We start from the raw sequence: 18,212 nt of genomic DNA, 5'->3' as shown, positions 1-18,212 counted from the left end.
TCGCATTAACGCTTATACAGCGGGCCGTAGTTTTGGCAGGCACGATAATCCTGGCCTTCGCTATCCATACCGTGGGCCGCCCAGGCTGAAGGACGATAGATTTTTTCGTCTTCCACGTTGTGCATGCAAACCGGAATACGCAGCATGGCGGCAAGCGTAATAAAGTCCGCGCCGACGTGACCAATCGTCAGCACACCGTGGTTTGCGCCCCAGTTAGCCATGACGGAATAGACATCGCTGAATGGACCTTTACCGGTTAAGCGCGGGGCAAACCAGGTGGTCGGCCAGGTCGAGTTAGTACGCGCATCAAGCTGAGCATGCACCTCTTTTGGTAACTCCACGCTCCAGCCTTCGGCGATTTGCAGTACCGGTCCTAACCCTTTGATGATGTTGATGCGAGTCATGGTGAATGGCACACCGCCCTCGGTCAGGAAGCGAGAGGAATAACCGCCGCCGCGGAAGTATTCGTGAATAGCCGGACACCATTCGGTCGCCGCCAGACAATCATCAGCCTCTTTCTGCGAGATTTCCCAGTGCGGCTTCATGGTTGGTTTCCCTTCGCCATCGCGCTGCTTGCAGGAACCATCCAGTGCTGCCGAGCCGGAGTTAATCAGGTGAATAATGCCGTGCTCAGCCAGCCCGGTCAGCGGTTTACCCGTGACACGCTCCACCGCCTCTGGCGACCAGAAGGTGCGCACATCAGCAAAAACCTGTGCTGTACCGGTGAGCTGGTGACCAAACAGCATCGCTACGCCGTTGAGACTGTCGTTTTCAGTCGCGACAACGAACGGCTCACGCACGCCATTCCAGTCGAAGGAGCTATTCAGCAGTGCTTCGGCAGTGTCGCCGTTTGGATATTGATCCGTCCAGTGACGCTGGCCCTGGAAGCCTGCGGCAATTGCGTTGTAACCCAGCGATTCTTCAACACGACCTTTGTCTGCTAGTTTCTGATTGCCTTGCATCATGTCGCGGATGCACATCGCCATCAGCAGGCTTTCTTTCAGTACTGCGCGGCTCTGTTCTTCGTTACGCTTATACTGTTGCGCGTTCTGATCTTCGCCGTAGCGGAAATGCTTGTCTGCCCACGCCAGTGCGATATCCAGTTCAGCTTCGTCATAAATTTTCTGGTCAATTCGACGGCGAAGTTCAGTCATATCAACAGGTTGAACCTTCATTCCCAGCCAGGATTCAAAGAAGTTATGATCGACAATAGAACCGGCGATGCCCATAGAAACGCCGCCTACGGATAAATAGCTTTTACCTTTCATGCTGGCAACGGCTAAGCCCGCCCGGGTGAAACGCAGCAGTTTTTCTTCGACGTCGGCGGGGATGGTGGTGTCGCCGGCATCCTGTACGTCGTGACCGTAAATGGAGAACGCGGGCAGACCTTTTTGATTATGCGCAGCCAGCGCGGCAGCAAGATAAACGGCGCCAGGGCGTTCTGTGCCGTTAAAGCCCCAGATAGCTTTCGGACGCATCGGATCCATGTCGATGGTTTCGCTGCCGTAGCACCAGCAAGGGGTAACGGTAATCGTTACGCCAACATTTTGGCTGCTGAACTTTTCTTCACAGGCTGCGGATTCCGCCAGACCGGCAATACAGGTGTCGGCAATTACACATTCAATTTGTGCGCCACAGGCATGGCGAAGTTTTTCCGTAATAAGCGCGGCGGTGGCTTTCGCCATATTCATGGTTTGCTCTTCAAGCGACTCACGTACCCCCATACGACGACCATCAATAACCGGGCGGATACCAATCTTCGGTAAGCTATTTTTTCTCATTCGAGGTTCCTCATCTCACTTTGTGCCGTGCTGCAAAAGCGGATGTTGGACACCACTGTCGCAGTTGGCTGAATTACCCATTTTTGCTAACTCGAGTTAGCTTAGGTATTGGAGAGTTTTTTACACAACTTTTTTGTTATGGAACTGTGAGAGGCTTCACGAGAAGTGGTTAAAATTCGATCTGCGTCAAATAAAAAAACATGCAGATTTTTAATAAAAGCCTTTTAAATCATGAATATATAATAAATTGTCTGTTCAGCATCACAGTTTTAAACCAAATGATTTGGCTAATTTGAGTAGCTAAAATAGCTTTAAAAGGCACTTCGCTAACTCGAGTTAGCATGATTGATAAAACGCATATGAACTTGTAAGTAGTATTCGCATTAACGGTGACGATGGCTCTCTGGCAATCTTGTTTTCGCCTGATTCACTGACTGCAGTTTCTGTATATTGAGGAAAGCAGCAATGTCTGAAACATTTTTACAGATGAGTCATATTACGAAACGTTTTCCCGGCGTATTAGCGTTGAGTAATGTGGATTTTGCTTTACGCAAAGGTGAGGTTCATGCGCTGCTGGGTGAGAATGGCGCAGGAAAGTCTACGTTGATGAAGATCTTATCCGGTGTTTATCAGCCTGATGAAGGGGATATTATTTTTGAGGGGCAGCCGGTTACTTTCGCTAACCCGTTAAGTGCACAAAGTGCAGGTATCACGATTATTCATCAGGAATTTAACCTCTTCCCTGAACTCACCGTTGAAGAAAATATATTTATTGGCAGGGAGTTTTGCAAAAATAATCGCTGGCGTCTGGATGAAAAACAACAGCGACAGGCTGCTATCGATATTTTGCAAAAGTTAAACCTGAATATCGCGCCAGATACGCTGGTTGCCGATTTGACCGTTGCTCAACAACAAATGGTTGAGATAGCTAAAGCGATATCGGTCAATGCCAAGATTCTTATTATGGATGAACCTACGGCAGCACTTACGGAAACGGAAATCGACAGCTTATTTCAGGTAACCCGTTTATTGAAAGAACAGGGGACTGGCATTGTTTACATCTCGCACCGACTGGAGGAGCTGGCGCTGATAGCCGATCGCGCTACGGTAATGCGCGATGGGCAGTTTATTGCCACCGTGGATTATGATGCGGTCAAAATTAGCGACCTGATTGCCATGATGGTCGGGCGCGACCTCGGTAATATTTATCCTCGCCGTAAACCTTTGGCTCAACGTAAGCCCGTGTTGGAAGTGAGTGGGCTAACGCGCAATGGTGTATTGAACAATATCGATTTCACGCTTTACCAAGGAGAAATCCTGGGCTTCGCCGGCCTGATGGGCGCAGGGCGTACTGAGCTGGCACGGGCGATTTTTGGCGCGGATCCCATTGATGGTGGAACCCTCAAGCTAAACGGTAAAGTTACGGTGATTAAAGATATTCCTGATGCTATCCAACAGGGTATCAGCTATTTAACCGAGGACAGGAAAAAAGAGGGACTGGCATTAGGACTGTCCGTTGAGCGCAATATTATGTTGGGCAATTACCCTGAGTATTCCGATCGTTTTGGCAATGTGGACAGCACACGTTGCCAGAAAACCAGCGAGGAACAGGTTAAAGCCCTACGCATTAAAACACCACATTTAGAGCAAGCTGCCTTGAATTTAAGTGGTGGTAATCAGCAGAAAATTATTATTGCCCGATGGGTGTGTAAAGACACCGATATTCTCATCTTTGATGAACCCACTCGCGGGATTGATGTGGGGGCCAAACTTGAAATTTATGAATTAATGAATCGGCTGGTGGCAAAAGGGAAATCAATTATCATGATCTCCTCTGAATTACCGGAAGTGCTGGGTATGTGCGATCGCATTTTAGTGATGCGTAATGGGCGTATTACCGGAGAGCTAGCTTCTGATGACGCCACACAAGAAAAAATCATGCAATATGCGACGTTAGAGGACTAACTTATGACTATCTCTGTAACCTCTTCAGACAGCAATAATAAGAAAATAAAAATTAACAAAGAACTTTTAATGCGCCTTGCGCCACTTTTAAGTCTGATTATTTTGGTGATATTTTTTAGTTTTGGTTCGCCATTTTTCTTTAACACTGAAAACATTATGACAATTGCCCTGCAAACCTCGGTGATTGGCATTATGGCGATTGGCGTTACCTTCGTCATTATCACTTCAGGGATCGACCTTTCTCTCGGTTCAGTCGTGGCATTTTCTGGTGTCGCGGTAGGTATCTGCGCCACGCTAGGTCTGCCTCTGCCCGTCTGTATTTTTGCGGGTGTACTGGCTGGAGGATTATGCGGCTATATCAATGGTCTACTGGTCACCAAAATGACTATCCCGCCTTTTATCGCCACGCTGGGTCTGATGATGTCCGTCAGAGGTATCAATATGGTGATGACCGATGGCCGCGCGATTTACTTCGCTGATTACCCCACCTTCAAAATGCTGGCCCAGGGACGGTTGTTTGATGTGCTGCCATATCCTGTCTTTTACCTGGTGGTTGTGGCGCTCATCGCCGCCTACATCCTGAAGAAAACGGTGATAGGCCGCTATGTTTACGCAGTGGGCAGTAATGAGGTGGCGGCACATCTTTCCGGGATTAAAGTGCAACGCGTGAAAATTTTCGTCTACGCCTTTTGTGGTCTGCTGACCGGGATTGCCGGGGTGATTCTGGCTTCTCGTTTGAACTCTGGTCAGCCGACGGTCGGCGTGGGTTATGAGCTGGAAGCCATCGCGGCGGTCGTTATTGGCGGTACCAGCCTGATGGGCGGGATTGGCACCATCGGCGGCACTATCATTGGCGCATTCATTATGAGTGTGTTGAAAAATGGTCTGAACCTGATGGGAGTTTCCCAGTTCTGGCAAATGGTGGCCATGGGTGTAGTGGTCATTGCAGCGGTTTATCTCGACACTTTACGCAAAAAAATTCGTTGATTTACGCTCCCGGAAGTCACGGGACATCATAACCCTGACGTTTAGGGTGACTCACTCAGAACGGAGTAAAACAATGAGAACCAGGAATTTTGTCTATGCGTTATCCCTGCTGGCCTGTATGACATCCAGCGTTTTGGCTAAAGATATGAATCTTCCCGTGGTCAGTAAAGGTTTCCAGCATGAATTCTGGCAAACCGTAAAAATGGGGACGGAAGCGGCAGCAAAAGAGTTGGGTGACAAAACCAGCTATGTGGGCCCGGCGGATGAAACTCAAATTGCCGAGCAGATTCAGTTAGTTGAAAACGCGATGGCGCAAAAACCCAATGGACTATTGCTGGCCGCGTTAGATGCCAATGCGCTGGCGCCATTAGTTGAGACCGCAAATTCACGCGGCATTAAAGTTGTGACCTTTGACTCCGGTGTGAATTCTGATATTCCGGTCAGTTTTGTCGCCACGAATAACCGTAAAGCCGGGGCTGAAGCGGCAGACGCGCTGGCAGCAGAAGTGGGCAACAAAGGAAAAGTGGGCATTATTGCGCACGTAGCAGGGACCTCCTCAGCGATTGAGCGTTCAGAAGGGTTTATTGCCCGCATGAAGGAAAAATATCCGGATATCCAGGTGCTACCGGTCCAGTACAGCGATGGCGATCCGCAAAAAGCGATGGATAAAACCATCGATATGATCCAGGCCAACCCGGATATTGCAGGGATTTATGGCACGAATGAAGGCTCAACACTCGGCGTAGCAAACGCAATTGATAGTCAAAACCTGAAAGGCAAAGTGAAGGTGATTGGTTTTGATAGCACCGAGGCCATTATTGCCTTCCTGAAGTCCGGGGTGATTCAGGGCTTTGTTGTGCAGGACGCCTACCAGATTGGCTATCAGGGTATCAAGACGCTGAATGCGGCGGTATCCGGTCAGTCTGTACCAAAAGAGATTGATATTCCGGTTAAATTCGTTAGTGCGAAGAACATTGATACCCCAGAAATTGACAAGCTGTTACACCCATTCGGTAAAAAATAAGAGCGTTGGGGCGAGGTACTCGCCCCACTATTAGCTAACGTCAGGGAGTTACTATGAGCAGTGGATATTTCCTCGGTGTGGATGTCGGCTCTGCCAGTGTCAGGGCGGGTGTTTTCGATGCCAGCGGCAAACGTCTGGCCTTTGCGACACGCCCTATCTCGCAGTTTCGACCCGGCCCCGCTCGGGTTGAGCAGTCATCTGCAGAAATCTGGCAGCAGGTTTGCGATGCGGTTAAGGGGGCGGTATCGTCATCCGGGATCTGCATTGAGGATATCCGTTCACTGGGATTCGATGCCACTTGTTCATTGGTGGCTCTCGACGAGCAAGGGCAGGGCCTGGCGGTTTCACCAGGCGAACCATCAGACCATAACATCATCATGTGGATGGATCATCGCGCGGTGCAGGAAGCTCAGCATATTAACGCTACACAGGATCCGGCTCTGCGTTACGTTGGTGGTGAAGTCAGCGTCGAAATGGAGCTTCCCAAGGTGCTGTGGCTAAAAAAACACTTTCCTGCAACCTGGCACAGTGCGCATCGTTTTTACGATTTGGCTGACTACCTTGTCTGTAAAGCCACCGGGAGTGACGTGGCCGGTCTGTGTACGCTGACCTGTAAATGGAACTATCTGGCCCATGAACAACGCTTTAGCCACACTCTGCTCGACGCCGTAGAGTTAACGGATTTAACGGGCAAAATTCCGTCGCATATTCTTCCGCCTGGTGCCGCCGTGGGAACGCTTAGCGCCGATGCGGCCCAGGCGTTGGGGCTGACGACTGCAGTTGTCGTCGCCAGTGGGATGATTGATGCCCATGCAGGCGGTTTGGCGCTTGCTGGCGTTGAGCCTGCGGGAACGTTAGCGTTGATTAGCGGAACGTCAAACTGCCATATGCTGTGCAGCGAACAGGAAATTTATACGCCGGGCGTATGGGGACCGTATTGGTCTGCCATGCTGCCAGGCTACTGGTTGACGGAGGGAGGGCAAAGCGCCGCTGGGGCATTGGTCGACTGGACGCTCCAGGAATCAGGCGCGAGTGCCGAGCTATTTCGTAAGGCCGAGGCGCGGGGTTGCCATCCGATCGTTTTAGTCAACGAATGGGTTGCGGAACTTGAGAGGAAGGAGTCTGAACCTGGTCGTTATTTGCATGTGCTGGCCGATCACCATGGCAATCGCTCCCCCCGCGCGCGACCCGATGCCCGGGGCAGCCTCTGCGGCTTGACTCTTGAGCGAGGCGAGATGCAGGTGGCTCGCCTGTACCTGGCGACATTACAGGCGATTGCCTGCGGTACGCGGCATATTATGGAAGTGATGCGTGAAAACGGCCATACCATTTCCCGACTGGCGCTGTGCGGCGGCGCAACGCATAACCCGCTGTGGATGCGGGAGTATGCCGATGCTACCGGATGCGATATTCATCTTATGCAGGAGGAAGATGCAGTGACGCTAGGGGCAGCTATCACCGGCGCGGTAGCAAGCGGCGCGTGGGCGAATATTCCATCTGCATGCCAGGCGATGGTTCGCTCCGGCGAGGTTATCAAGGCTAATCCGGCACGGCGGGACTTCTATGACCGCAAATACCAGGTCTATCTGATGATGTGGGATCAGCAGCAGGCGATTAACCAACTTATGCAGTAAGACAAAAGTTTAAAATACTTTTATGATTGGAGATTGACGTTTTTGGATGTGGACTGGGGCATATAAATGGCTAAAACAGTAGAACAGATAGCCAGCGATCTGAATTTATCGGTTACGACCGTACGACTGGTGCTGAACGGGAAAGCAGAGCAATATCGAATCAGTGTCAAAACCCAAACGCGTATTAATGAATATGTTGAGCGCTATGGTTACGTCATAAACCATTCGGCCCGCAGCCTGAAATTGAATAAAACGGATACATTGGGACTGATTGTTCCCAATATTTCCAACGTCTTCTTTGCCACTCTCGCCGAGAAACTTGAGCAACGCTGTCGTCGCTCCGGTTATCAGTTAATGATTAGCTGTACCTATGATGATGTTGATTACGAAAATAAATTGACCAAAGCATTAATCGCTCGCAATGTAGATGGCCTTTTTATTGTTCCCTCAACATTGGAGAATCAGCAACACCATTTACGCCAGGTCAGAAAGCCGATGGTGTTACTGGACCGTGATTTTAAGTATACCGATAACGCGCTGGTTGAAAGTCATAATATTCTAGGCGGCGAAAAGTTGACGCAAAGTTTGTTTGATGCCGGAAAGGCTCCGATCTGGTTTTTAGTCGGAGATACCGGATTACCCAGTATTGGCGATCGTTTGCAAGGTTACCTTAATTCTTTGAAGAATAATGGTATTCATCACCGTGATTGGGTGCGTGAAGGTCCTGACAACACCCCTGAAGGTGGTTTTCAACTGATGGATAGATTGATTGGTGAACAGGGGCAGCCGCAGGCGTTTATTGCCTCATCATTACCCGTGCTGGAAGGTGCTATTAACGCTGTTCGCCATCGTTTCGGCACAATTCCACCTGATATTAATATTGGCACATTCGATGAACATCCGATGCTGGGATTTCTCGCCAATAATGTCTGGTCAATGCAGCAGGATGAAAATGTTTGGGCGGAAAAAGCATTCGATATGATGATGAGTGCCATTGACGACCAACCTATTAAAGAAACTGTAAAAGTACCGATGAAACTTATTAAGCGCGTAAGACAACAATAATACGTTGCTATAAATAAATCGGCCAACTGGATCTGAATAAACACATTCAGTGGCTGCCCATATCTGAAACCTGACCCGTCTTATTCTGCGGCTACATTTTTCGCAATTAAAGACGAGGAGAAACTGTACCCGGAGAATCATTATGGAAAGAATGCGTTTGTCACGAGAAATCATTGAAACCTGTCTTGAAATGACCAGCCTTGGATTAAATCAGGGGACGGCGGGAAATGTGAGTGCGCGATATGAGAATGGGATGTTGATCACGCCCAGCGGTATTCCTTATGAAAAACTTACTGAAAACATGATCGTGTATGTAGATAACGACGGAAAATATGATAAAGGTCAGTTACCCTCCAGCGAATGGCGTTTTCACCTGGCGGCTTACCAGACGCGTCCGGACGCCAATGCGGTTGTCCATAACCATGCTGTGCACTGTACGGCCGTTTCTATTCTCAACCGTCCAATTCCGGCAATCCATTACATGATTGCGGCGGCGGGGGGAAACTCTATTCCGTGTGCGCCTTATGCGACGTTTGGTACACGAGAGCTGTCAGAGCATGTGAGCGTCGCCCTGAAAAACCGTAAGGCAACGCTTTTACAGCACCATGGGCTGATTGCTTGTGAAGCGAATCTGGAAAAAGCACTGTGGTTGGCGCATGAAGTAGAAGTTCTGGCGCGCCTTTATCTGAGCACCCTGGCCATTGTTGATCCGGTTCCGGTGTTAGACGATGAGGAGATCGCGATTGTGCTGGAGAAATTCAAATCTTACGGATTACGAATTGAAGAGTAATTTCGCATAGCGAAAAGGAGAAATACGATGGCGAACAGAATGATTCTGAACGAAACGGCATGGTTTGGCCGGGGAGCTGTTGGTGCATTAACCGATGAAGTCATCCGTCGTGGTTATCGCAAGGCGCTGATTGTGACCGATGAGAATCTGGTGCGGTGCGGTGTTGTCGAGAAGGTGACGTCCCGGATGGACGCAGCAGGTCTGGCGTGGGAAATCTATTCAGGCGTTATTCCTAACCCAACCATTGCGGTGGTACAGGAAGGATTGGAGGTCTTTCAGCAAAGTGGCGCAGACTATCTGATAGCTATTGGCGGAGGCTCCCCGCAGGATACCTGTAAAGCGATTGGTATTATCAACAATAACCCTGAGTTTGCGGATGTACGCAGCCTCGAAGGGTTATCCCCGACGCGCTGCCCGAGCGTGCCGGTTATGGCTATCCCAACCACAGCAGGGACGGCGGCGGAAGTGACCATTAACTACGTGATCACGGATGAAGAAAACCGGCGTAAGTTTGTTTGTGTCGATCCACATGATATTCCGCAGGTGGCGTTTATCGATGCTGACATGATGGACGGCATGCCTGCGGCGTTAAAAGCGGCCACGGGTGTTGACGCCCTGACCCATGCCATTGAAGGATACATCACGCGAGCAGCGTGGGCGCTTACCGATGCGCTGCACATTAAAGCGATTGAAATTATTGCCGGGGCTTTACGCGGATCGGTCGCGGGCGACAGCCAGGCGGGCGAAGCGATGGCGCTGGGCCAGTACGTTGCCGGAATGGGTTTTTCCAACGTTGGCCTGGGATTAGTGCATGGCATGGCGCACCCGCTGGGCGCGTTTTATAACACCCCGCACGGCGTCGCGAATGCCATTTTGCTACCGCATGTGATGCACTATAACGCCGAATATACCGGGGAGAAATTTCGCGATATCGCCCGGGTGATGGGCGTGAAGGTTGAAGGACTGACGCTGGCAGAAGCACGGAAAGCGGCAGTGGATGCGGTATTTGCCCTTAACCGTGATGTTGGGATCCCGCTGCACCTGCGCGATGTAGGCGTACGCAAAGAGGATATTCCTGCACTGGCGCAGGCTGCATTTGATGATGTCTGTACCGGCGGAAATCCGCGTGAAGCGAGCCTGGGCGATATCGTTGAGCTGTACCATACCGCCTGGTAATCACCCGGGGTTTATCCGGCCTACAGGGTTGTACGGTAAGTAGGCCGGATAAGGGGTTTGCCCCACCATCCAGCAATAAGACTACCGCGCCAGCCGTAACTGCTGTAAATTCCCGTCGATATGTAAGTCCGTTTGCAGTCGCGCGATATCCCGACACAGAAACGCCATCTCCCGATGTTCTTCGAGTTTCTTGCGCCACTTATCCGGGACCTTATCCAAATGTTCATACAGTGCTTCCAGCGTGGGGAACTGCGTCAGCAATTGCGTGGCGCTTTTCGGACCAATACCTGCGACCCCCGGTACTTTAGAACTGCTGATCCCAGCCAGCCCCCAGTAATCGGGCAGTTGTTGCGGCAGCACGCCGAACTCTTTCTCAATGAACGGCGCGTCCAGCCAGCGCTTCTGAAAATAGTCGCGAATACGCAGCGTCGGGGAGAGCAACTGACAGTAGCCTTTATCGGTGGAGACGATGGTGGCTTGATGTCCTGCCTGGCAGACTTTAATCGCCAGAGTAGCGGCTAAATCGTCGGCTTCATTACCGCTGGAGACCCAGCAGCAGACGCCGCGCTGTTCAAAAGCGGCGCGTAAGGCGGGCATTTCCTGATACAAGTCTTGTGGCATTGGCGGCCGACCGGCTTTGTAGTCAGGCAGTCTTTGGTGACGCCAGCCGCTGTTGCGCGCTTCGTCATCAAAGACCGCCACGGCGTGTGTGGGCTGACTGTGCACAATTAATTGATCGAGCGCGTGCTGGCACGTCTCCACGCAAGGAGATCCCTGTACGGCGTGAATACGGCGGATAAGATTCAGTGCATCGACAATGAGCAGGTGGACGGCCACGGTGTTCTCCCTAACAGATCAGTCTGTAGGGTAACATTCACGGCGGGGGGAGGCGAATATCTGAAATCAACATTTTGCCGGATGGCGGCTGACGCCTTATCCGGCCTACAAATGACAATGGAACTGTAGGCCGGATAAGTTGGGCTTTAATCGCAGGTGACAATCTTCATCGCCAGACCGCCGCGAGAGGTTTCGCGGTATTTGGCATTCATGTCTTTCCCGGTTTCGTACATGGTCTCGATGACTTTATCGAGGCACACGCGCGGTTCACTGGTACGGCGCAGCGCCATACGCGCGGCGTTTACCGCTTTAACCGAAGCAATGGCATTACGCTCAATGCACGGTACCTGAACCTGGCCGGCAACCGGATCGCAGGTCAGACCCAGGTTGTGTTCCATACCGATTTCCGCCGCAATGCATACCTGCGTTGGGCTACCGCCCAGCAGCTCGGCCAGACCGGCAGCTGCCATGGAGCAGGCTACGCCGACTTCACCCTGACAGCCGACTTCGGCGCCAGAGATAGAGGCGTTCATCTTATACAGCGAGCCGATGGCGCTCGCGACCAGCATGTAGCGTGCCAGCGAGTTAGCGTTCACTTCACGGATAAACTTGTCGTAGTACGCCAGCACGGCAGGAACAATCCCGCATGCGCCGTTGGTTGGCGCAGTCACCACGCGTCCACCGGCAGCGTTTTCTTCGTTCACGGCCAGCGCGAACATGTTGATCCAGTCAACAACCGCCATCGGGTCAGTGGTGGTTTTGTCACTGCTGACCAACATACGACGTAGCGCCGCCGCACGACGCGGAACGCGCAGTTTACCAGGCAATACACCTTCGGTGGTGATACCGCGCTCAATCCCGCTACGCATCACTTCCCAGACGTTGGCAAAGTGCTGTTCCAGCTCTTCTTTGCTGTGCAGCGCCAGTTCGTTTTGCATCATCAGACCGGAAAGCGACAGGCCGGTTTCCTGGCAATGACGTTGCAAGTCCGCCGCAGATTTATACGGATACGGTACGTTTACCGGAGAGTTGTTCGGTAAACCAAAGTGTTCTTCATCAACGATGAACCCGCCGCCAATGGAATAGTAGGTCTGGCTGTAAATGGCTTTTTCGCCCGCCAGTGCGGTAATACGCATCCCGTTTTCGTGCAGGGACAGATTGTCCGCATGGAAATTCATACACTTGTCGACCGGGAATTCGACCTCATGTTGACCGTCCGCCAGCAGTAAACGCCCATGAGTGTTCACATCCTGGATAAAGGCCGGGATGGCATCAATGTCTACGGTATCCGGCAGATTACCCGCCAGACCCATAATAATCGCGATGTCGGTATGGTGACCTTTGCCCGTCAGGGACAAAGAGCCATAAACATCAACCACTACGCGGGTTACATCAGTGAGAATTCCGCGTGCAATCAGGTCATCCGTGAATTGTTTGCCTGCTTTCATCGGGCCAACAGTATGGGAGCTGGAAGGGCCAATGCCGATTTTGAAAATATCGAATACGCTAATCATGAGGCGTCCATTGTGTATCGAGGTGCGCCGCCCCGAGGAGCGGCGCAGGGGAATTAACTGAACAGAGAGTAGAAAATAGCGGAGATAGCGATCAGGCCCATAATCACAACGAAGACGTTGCTGATATGGCCGCTGTATTTACGCATTGCCGGTACCTTCTGAATGGCATACATCGGCATCAGGAACAGAATCATCGCGATGATTGGGCCACCCAGGGTCTCAATCATACCGAGGATGCTCGGGTTCAGCGTTGCCACAATCCAGGTGGTTACCAGCATGAACAGCGCAGTGATTTTGTTCAGTTTGTTGATTTCGATGGTTTTGCCTTTGCCGCGCAGAGACTTAATCACCATCCCGTTGAAGCCTTCACGTGCGCCCAGGTAGTGGCCGAGGAAGGATTTGGTGATAGCGATCATCGCGATGATCGGTGCCATCCAGGCAATAATCGGCGCGTTAAAGTGGTTCGCCAGGTAAGACAGGATAGAGATGTTCTGCTCTTTCGCTGCGGCCAGATCTGCCGGAGTCAGGCTGAATACACAGCTGAAGACGAAGAACATAACGGTCAGTACCATCATGATGTGAGCGAATGCCAGAATCTTGGAGCATTTCTTCTCAGCTTCATCACCGTACTCTTCACGCTTCGCCACGGCGAAGGAGGAGATGATCGGGGAGTGGTTAAAGGAGAACACCATTACCGGAATCGCCAGCCACAGGGTCAACAGCAGGCCGTTGCCGGTGGTTGCCGCAGAGTCAAAAGACATGGTTTCCAGAATCGCACCGCTCCACTGAGGGATCAGATACAGCGCCAGCAGCATCAGGGCGGCAACAAACGGGAATACCAGGATGCTCATCGCCTTAACGATCATCTGCTCACCGAAGCGCACGATGGTCATCATACCGACAATCAGGATCAGAGACAGAATGGCACGCGGCGGCGGAGTAATCGCCAGCTGGTGAGCCAGGAAGCTTTCAACGGTGTTGGTGATTGCTACGCTGTAAACCAACAGAATCGGGTAGATAGCGAAGAAGTAGAGCAGGGTAATCAGTTTACCCGCGCCAACGCCAAAGTGTTCTTCTACAACTTCAGTAATGTCTTCACCCGGATTTTTACCGGACAACACGAAGCGGGTCAGGCCACGGTGTGCAAAGAAGGTCATCGGGAAGGCAAGGATCGCCATGATGATCAGCGGAATCATACCGCCTACACCTGCGTTAATCGGCAGGAACAATACACCCGCGCCAATCGCCGTGCCGTAAAGGCCCAGCATCCACATGGTATCTGTCTTGCGCCATGCGCTGCGGGTCTGACCCGTAACGATAGTGCTGGTTTGAGTGTTTTCCATCTATTTCTCCTGGAGGAAGCTTAAAAAGTCGGGTTTGGGGTCAATCCAATGAGAAAGAACCCGACTGTAAATCGAAATTCGTTGAGCGATTTTTTATATAATTTTTCGCCGTAATAATTTGCGGGCGGAAAGATACATTTTAGTAATGAATGTATCAGTGATCGCGATCCCAAATGCAATAATCCACCTTTTATGTGGATAAATTTGGACCATTAATCTGTTAAAAAATAGTCAAAGCGAATTTACGGGCGCAGAGGCTAACATTAACGACATATCTCATGAAAGCGAAGGCGCGAAGATACGAGCGTTGCGCTGTAAAAACTGTTGTTTTTAGAGGATTTTGGCGACTAATAATAATTTCCTAAGATAAATGACGGTTGGTTTTTAAAGGTAATCGTTTGCGTGGCGCGTTATATTTAACGACATATCATTGGTATTTATATAATCGTCTGAGCTATGTGACTGGTATCACTAAAAAAAGCCGGGAGGCGCATGCGCCAAACCCGGCTTTGATATGGACAAAACTGTCACCGCGGTAGCGTCTGCTATCGGGTGTTGAAGGTCAGGCGCAGATCTCGTAGCAAGGGATGTACGCGGAGCCTGGCAACTTCATGCGATGCTGCGCAACGAAGCCCTGCAGGAGATCGTCCATGCGGCGCATCATTTCGCGGTCACCGTGGATTTTGTACGGGCCAAACTCTTCGATGGCGCGAATGCCGACCTCCTTCACGTTACCGGCCACAATACCCGAGAATGCACGACGCAGGTCGGCCGCCAGAACTTCAACGGGTTGATCCGGATACAGTTTCAGGTTAGCCATGTTTTCATGGGACGGCTCGAACGGCATCTGCAAATCAGGTGCGATACGAATCGACCAGTTAAAACTGTAGGCATCTCCGGTGTCGCGACGGTTCTCTTTTACCAGCGGCATCGCTTTTTTCATTAAACGCGCAACTTCCGCCGCATCGTCAATGATAATGCGATAGTGTCGGCGGGCTTCTTCCCCCAGCGTGTGCACGATAAATTCGTCCAGCACGCGGAAGTAATCGGCACTCTCTTTTGGTCCGGTCAAAATCAGCGGTAGCACCTGATCTTTGTTAGCCGGGTTCATCAGGATCCCCAGCAGATACAACAGCTCTTCCGCAGTCCCGACACCACCCGGGAAGATGATAATGCCGTGGGCGATACGCACGAACGCTTCCAGACGTTTTTCAATGTCCGGCATGATGATCAGTTCGTTAACCAGCGGGTTAGGCGGCTCAGCGGCGATGATTGACGGTTCGGTCATACCAATAAAGCGGCTGTCTTTGTAACGCTGCTGGGCGTGACCGACCGCAGCGCCTTTCATTGGCGCTTCCATCGCTCCCGGACCGCAGCCGGTACAGATGTTCAACTCACGCAGGCCCAACTGGGTGCCGACGCGACGCGCATACAGGTATTCATTTTCGTTGATTGAGTGACCGCCCCAGCAGACAACCATGTTCGGCGCTTCACCGACGTGTAGCGCCCGGGCGTTACGCAGGATCGAGAACACCAGGTTGGTAATATGCACCGAACTTTCGAGATCCAGATGCTGAAAACGACCCGCGTTATGGATCTGACCATTGACGAACAGAATGTCGCGCAGCACGGCAAAAAGGTTGGCTTGTAGCGCACGAATGATGCGCCCATCAACAAACGCATCTTCAGGCGGATTAATCAGTTCCAGCTTCACGCCTCGTTCGCGGCGCAGCACGTTAATGTCGAAACTTTCAAAGCGGGACAGCAGTTCTTTGCTGTTGTCGGTCAGACTGCCGGAGTTCAGAACGGCAAGTGAACAGTTACGAAACAGTTGATACAGGTCGCTGCTGGCCGTGCGTTTAAGTAATTCGACTTCCAGCTGCGACAACATGTCCATTGAGCCAAGTGGGCTAATATGTGTAATCAAGTAGACTCCTTATGGGACGCAAAACGTCATTCCCTGGTAGTTACAATAGCCCTGGCTGATGGCCTTTCACAACCTTGCGCGCGGAATCCGACACGCAAAATTGAGAAAAAAGATTACTGACGTACCAGTCGGCCCGTAGCTGGCGTGAAATCGGTATTGGTGCGCCATGGGTTAATGTCCAGACCACCACGCCGCGTGTAGCGCGCGTAGACGCTCAGTTTCTCCGGCTGGCAGAAGCGCAGAATGTCATTGAAAATGCGCTCCACGCACTGCTCGTGAAATTCATTATGGTGGCGGAAGGAGACCAGATAACGCAGCAGCTTCTCCCGGTCGATTTTGCGTCCACGATACTGAATTTGTATGGAGCCCCAGTCGGGCTGGTGGGTGATCAGACAGTTGGATTTCAGCAGGTGGCTGACCAGCGTCTCTTCCACCGCTTTTTCGCCGCTCACGGCATTTTCCAGATATTCAGTGCTGAACTGGTAGTTATCAATGACGATATCCTGATTATCGATACAGGTGCCGTTAAAGTGGGCGATCGGTTGTCCTTCCAGTTCGTCAAGGCGGTATAGCGCCACGCTGACATCGCCCTGAGCGCAGGCGCGCAGATCGTTTTCCAGCGTCTGGCGTACCGCCTCCCAGGAGTCAAAACGCGTCTGGTTAAAACTGTTCAGGTACAGCTTAAAGCTTTTCGATTCAATCAGATTTACGCTGGTGTAATCCAGCTCCACATGACCGACCGCAACCTGCGGTAAGCCGTTGGCATTCAGCCACGACAGTTCATACAGCGTCCAGATATCGGCACCGTGAAAAGGCAGATTATCGGCCTTTAGATCCAGCGGGTCGCGGTTGAGGCTGCGCGGAACGCCCTGCAACAGACTGGCATCGTAATTGTCCCGATAATCCGTTGATTTACCGAGAGTCAGGCCGTCAAGCGCCCGATGATTTTCATAAGAAGACATGTTTCACCGTCATAAACCAGATACACTATGCGACAAGTGTATCCTGGCTTTTGTGAAGAGAGAAATCAGTGGACGAATTGACAGTGCAGGCGTTGACAGCCTTTACGACGCGTTATTGCGACGCGTGGCATGACAAAAACAACAGCTGGCCGCTCAGCGAAGAGCTGTATGGTGTACCGTCACCGTGCATCATTTCTTCCACTAACGATGCGGTTTACTGGCAACCGCAGCCTTTTGTCGGTGAAAAAAACGTCAATGCGGTTGAACGTGCCTTTGACATTGTGATACAACCTGCCGTTCACGCTTTTTACACCACCCAGTTTGCCGGGGATATGCACGCGCAGTTTGCGAATGAAAAGCTGACGTTGCTGCAAACCTGGAGTGAGGATGACTTCAGGCGCGTTCAGGAAAACCTGATTGGTCACTTGGTTACGCAAAAGCGACTCAAGCTCTCGCCTACGCTTTTCATTGCCACTCAGGACAACGAACTTGATGTCATCTCGGTGTGCAACCTGTCCGGTGAAGTTTGCAAAGAAACGCTGGGAACACGTCAACGAACGGTGCTGGCAGCCTCGCTTGCGGAATTCCTCACTCAACTTAAGCCAGTTCTGTAATCCTGTTTGCCCTCAATCGTGTGAGAGATCTCTTACAAACCCTGTAGGACATTGCCAGGTAATAAGTGAAGACTTAATGAATTGAAAAACTATTAATTACTTACAATTCAATTTGTTAGTGTTTTATTGTCAACTTTCATATGAAAATTACCTTAAGTGTTTGTCTGTAAGTATCTTGTAAGACAAAGCGAAACAGGCGATTCTATATCTGTCGACAAGGAGTCGCACAACGAAGTGAACATCAGGATGATGGCTCTTCGGCAGGACACACCAGGATGGTGTTACAAGGACAGGCTTCAGGATGAAGCAAAGCGGAAAGCGCGGGATGCGTTAAAGGACACCTCCAGGATGGAGAATGAGAGCCGGTCAGGATGTTCGGCGGGTCAGGATGGCCAGGACACTTCAGGATGAAGTTTTCACATCGGGGTGATGTGAGCAGGATGCAAAAGTTCAGGATGAACAAGGTCGCAAGACCACAGGAAAAGTTGTCACGGATGAGCAGGGAGCACCAAAAGTAGCTGGAATGCTGCGAAACGAACCGGGAGCACTGTTTTTACAGTGCTCCCTTTTTTGTGCACAGAAAACCCCCAGCT

14 protein-coding genes are annotated in these 18,212 nt (G+C 51.1%); 8 read left to right on the top strand and 6 right to left on the bottom strand.

What is annotated here, in order from left to right:
- Positions 1–5: 5 nt before the first annotated feature.
- A complete protein-coding gene (fucI, locus tag FDX04_RS06890) occupies positions 6–1,781 on the bottom strand; it encodes an L-fucose isomerase (protein WP_061382374.1) in 1,776 nt (591 codons plus the stop codon).
- Positions 1,782–2,246: 465 nt separating this feature from the next.
- Here fucI and FDX04_RS06885 point away from each other — a divergent pair, with 465 nt between their 5' ends.
- The 7 genes from FDX04_RS06885 to fucO all read left to right on the top strand — a co-directional run bounded on the left by FDX04_RS06885 (position 2,247) and on the right by fucO (position 10,422).
- Positions 2,247–3,746: a sugar ABC transporter ATP-binding protein gene (locus FDX04_RS06885; protein ID WP_061382373.1), complete on the top strand. Its 1,500-nt coding sequence runs from the start codon at positions 2,247–2,249 to the stop codon at positions 3,744–3,746.
- 3 nt (positions 3,747–3,749) lie between these two features.
- Positions 3,750–4,733, top strand: coding sequence for an ABC transporter permease (locus tag FDX04_RS06880; RefSeq protein ID WP_042310741.1), 984 nt, complete (start codon positions 3,750–3,752; stop codon positions 4,731–4,733).
- 73 nt (positions 4,734–4,806) lie between these two features.
- Positions 4,807–5,757, top strand: a complete 951-nt coding sequence (locus FDX04_RS06875) for an ABC transporter substrate-binding protein (protein WP_061382372.1) — start codon at positions 4,807–4,809, stop codon at positions 5,755–5,757.
- A 53-nt stretch (positions 5,758–5,810) separates the two neighbouring features.
- Positions 5,811–7,391, top strand: a complete 1,581-nt coding sequence (locus tag FDX04_RS06870; protein ID WP_137370681.1) for an FGGY-family carbohydrate kinase — start codon at positions 5,811–5,813, stop codon at positions 7,389–7,391.
- Between the two features lie 66 nt (positions 7,392–7,457).
- On the top strand, positions 7,458–8,456 hold the full coding sequence (locus FDX04_RS06865) for a LacI family DNA-binding transcriptional regulator (protein ID WP_137370680.1): 999 nt from the start codon (positions 7,458–7,460) through the stop codon (positions 8,454–8,456).
- Positions 8,457–8,598: 142 nt separating this feature from the next.
- The gene (fucA, locus tag FDX04_RS06860) at positions 8,599–9,246 is read left to right on the top strand and encodes an L-fuculose-phosphate aldolase (protein ID WP_137370679.1); all 648 of its coding nucleotides are present in this window, start codon (positions 8,599–8,601) and stop codon (positions 9,244–9,246) included.
- Between the two features lie 27 nt (positions 9,247–9,273).
- The gene (gene fucO, locus FDX04_RS06855; protein ID WP_042310736.1) at positions 9,274–10,422 is read left to right on the top strand and encodes a lactaldehyde reductase; all 1,149 of its coding nucleotides are present in this window, start codon (positions 9,274–9,276) and stop codon (positions 10,420–10,422) included.
- Positions 10,423–10,503: 81 nt separating this feature from the next.
- On the opposite strand, the gene xni is transcribed toward fucO, so the two are convergent.
- From xni to queF, 5 genes are all read right to left on the bottom strand, one after another.
- Positions 10,504–11,259 carry a flap endonuclease Xni gene (xni, locus tag FDX04_RS06850; protein WP_137361254.1) on the bottom strand — a complete coding sequence of 252 codons (756 nt, stop codon included), beginning with the start codon at positions 11,257–11,259 and terminating at the stop codon, positions 10,504–10,506.
- A gap of 146 nt (positions 11,260–11,405) precedes the next feature.
- Positions 11,406–12,773, bottom strand: coding sequence for an L-serine ammonia-lyase (locus FDX04_RS06845; RefSeq protein WP_137361253.1), 1,368 nt, complete (start codon positions 12,771–12,773; stop codon positions 11,406–11,408).
- Positions 12,774–12,826: 53 nt separating this feature from the next.
- Positions 12,827–14,116, bottom strand: coding sequence for an HAAAP family serine/threonine permease (locus FDX04_RS06840; RefSeq protein ID WP_042310730.1), 1,290 nt, complete (start codon positions 14,114–14,116; stop codon positions 12,827–12,829).
- A 562-nt stretch (positions 14,117–14,678) separates the two neighbouring features.
- Positions 14,679–16,043, bottom strand: a complete 1,365-nt coding sequence (gene ppnN / locus FDX04_RS06835; RefSeq protein WP_042310728.1) for a nucleotide 5'-monophosphate nucleosidase PpnN — start codon at positions 16,041–16,043, stop codon at positions 14,679–14,681.
- 113 nt (positions 16,044–16,156) lie between these two features.
- Entirely contained in the window at positions 16,157–17,005 is an 849-nt protein-coding gene (gene queF, locus FDX04_RS06830) for an NADPH-dependent 7-cyano-7-deazaguanine reductase QueF (protein WP_038633229.1), read from the bottom strand.
- A 68-nt stretch (positions 17,006–17,073) separates the two neighbouring features.
- On the opposite strand from queF, the gene syd reads away from it, so the two are divergent.
- Positions 17,074–17,619 (top strand): SecY-interacting protein, encoded by a 546-nt coding sequence (syd, locus tag FDX04_RS06825; protein WP_042310725.1) that lies wholly within the window; start codon positions 17,074–17,076, stop codon positions 17,617–17,619.
- Positions 17,620–18,212 lie beyond the last annotated feature (593 nt).

The sequence above is a fragment of the Citrobacter sp. wls615 genome, from assembly GCF_005281355.1.
Lineage (GTDB): Bacteria > Pseudomonadota > Gammaproteobacteria > Enterobacterales > Enterobacteriaceae > Citrobacter > Citrobacter werkmanii.
Note: the sequence above shows the minus strand (reverse complement) of the source record. Positions and strands in the feature narration are given on the sequence as shown.

Coding starts and splice junctions, on each gene's coding strand:
- queF (WP_038633229.1), bottom strand. CDS start 17,005: ATGTCTTCTTATGAAAATCATCGGGCGCTTGACGGCCTGACTCTCGGT.
- FDX04_RS06840 (WP_042310730.1), bottom strand. CDS start 14,116: ATGGAAAACACTCAAACCAGCACTATCGTTACGGGTCAGACCCGCAGC.
- FDX04_RS06865 (WP_137370680.1), top strand. CDS start 7,458: ATGGCTAAAACAGTAGAACAGATAGCCAGCGATCTGAATTTATCGGTT.
- fucI (WP_061382374.1), bottom strand. CDS start 1,781: ATGAGAAAAAATAGCTTACCGAAGATTGGTATCCGCCCGGTTATTGAT.
- FDX04_RS06875 (WP_061382372.1), top strand. CDS start 4,807: ATGAGAACCAGGAATTTTGTCTATGCGTTATCCCTGCTGGCCTGTATG.
- fucA (WP_137370679.1), top strand. CDS start 8,599: ATGGAAAGAATGCGTTTGTCACGAGAAATCATTGAAACCTGTCTTGAA.
- FDX04_RS06870 (WP_137370681.1), top strand. CDS start 5,811: ATGAGCAGTGGATATTTCCTCGGTGTGGATGTCGGCTCTGCCAGTGTC.
- FDX04_RS06845 (WP_137361253.1), bottom strand. CDS start 12,773: ATGATTAGCGTATTCGATATTTTCAAAATCGGCATTGGCCCTTCCAGC.
- FDX04_RS06880 (WP_042310741.1), top strand. CDS start 3,750: ATGACTATCTCTGTAACCTCTTCAGACAGCAATAATAAGAAAATAAAA.
- FDX04_RS06885 (WP_061382373.1), top strand. CDS start 2,247: ATGTCTGAAACATTTTTACAGATGAGTCATATTACGAAACGTTTTCCC.
- fucO (WP_042310736.1), top strand. CDS start 9,274: ATGGCGAACAGAATGATTCTGAACGAAACGGCATGGTTTGGCCGGGGA.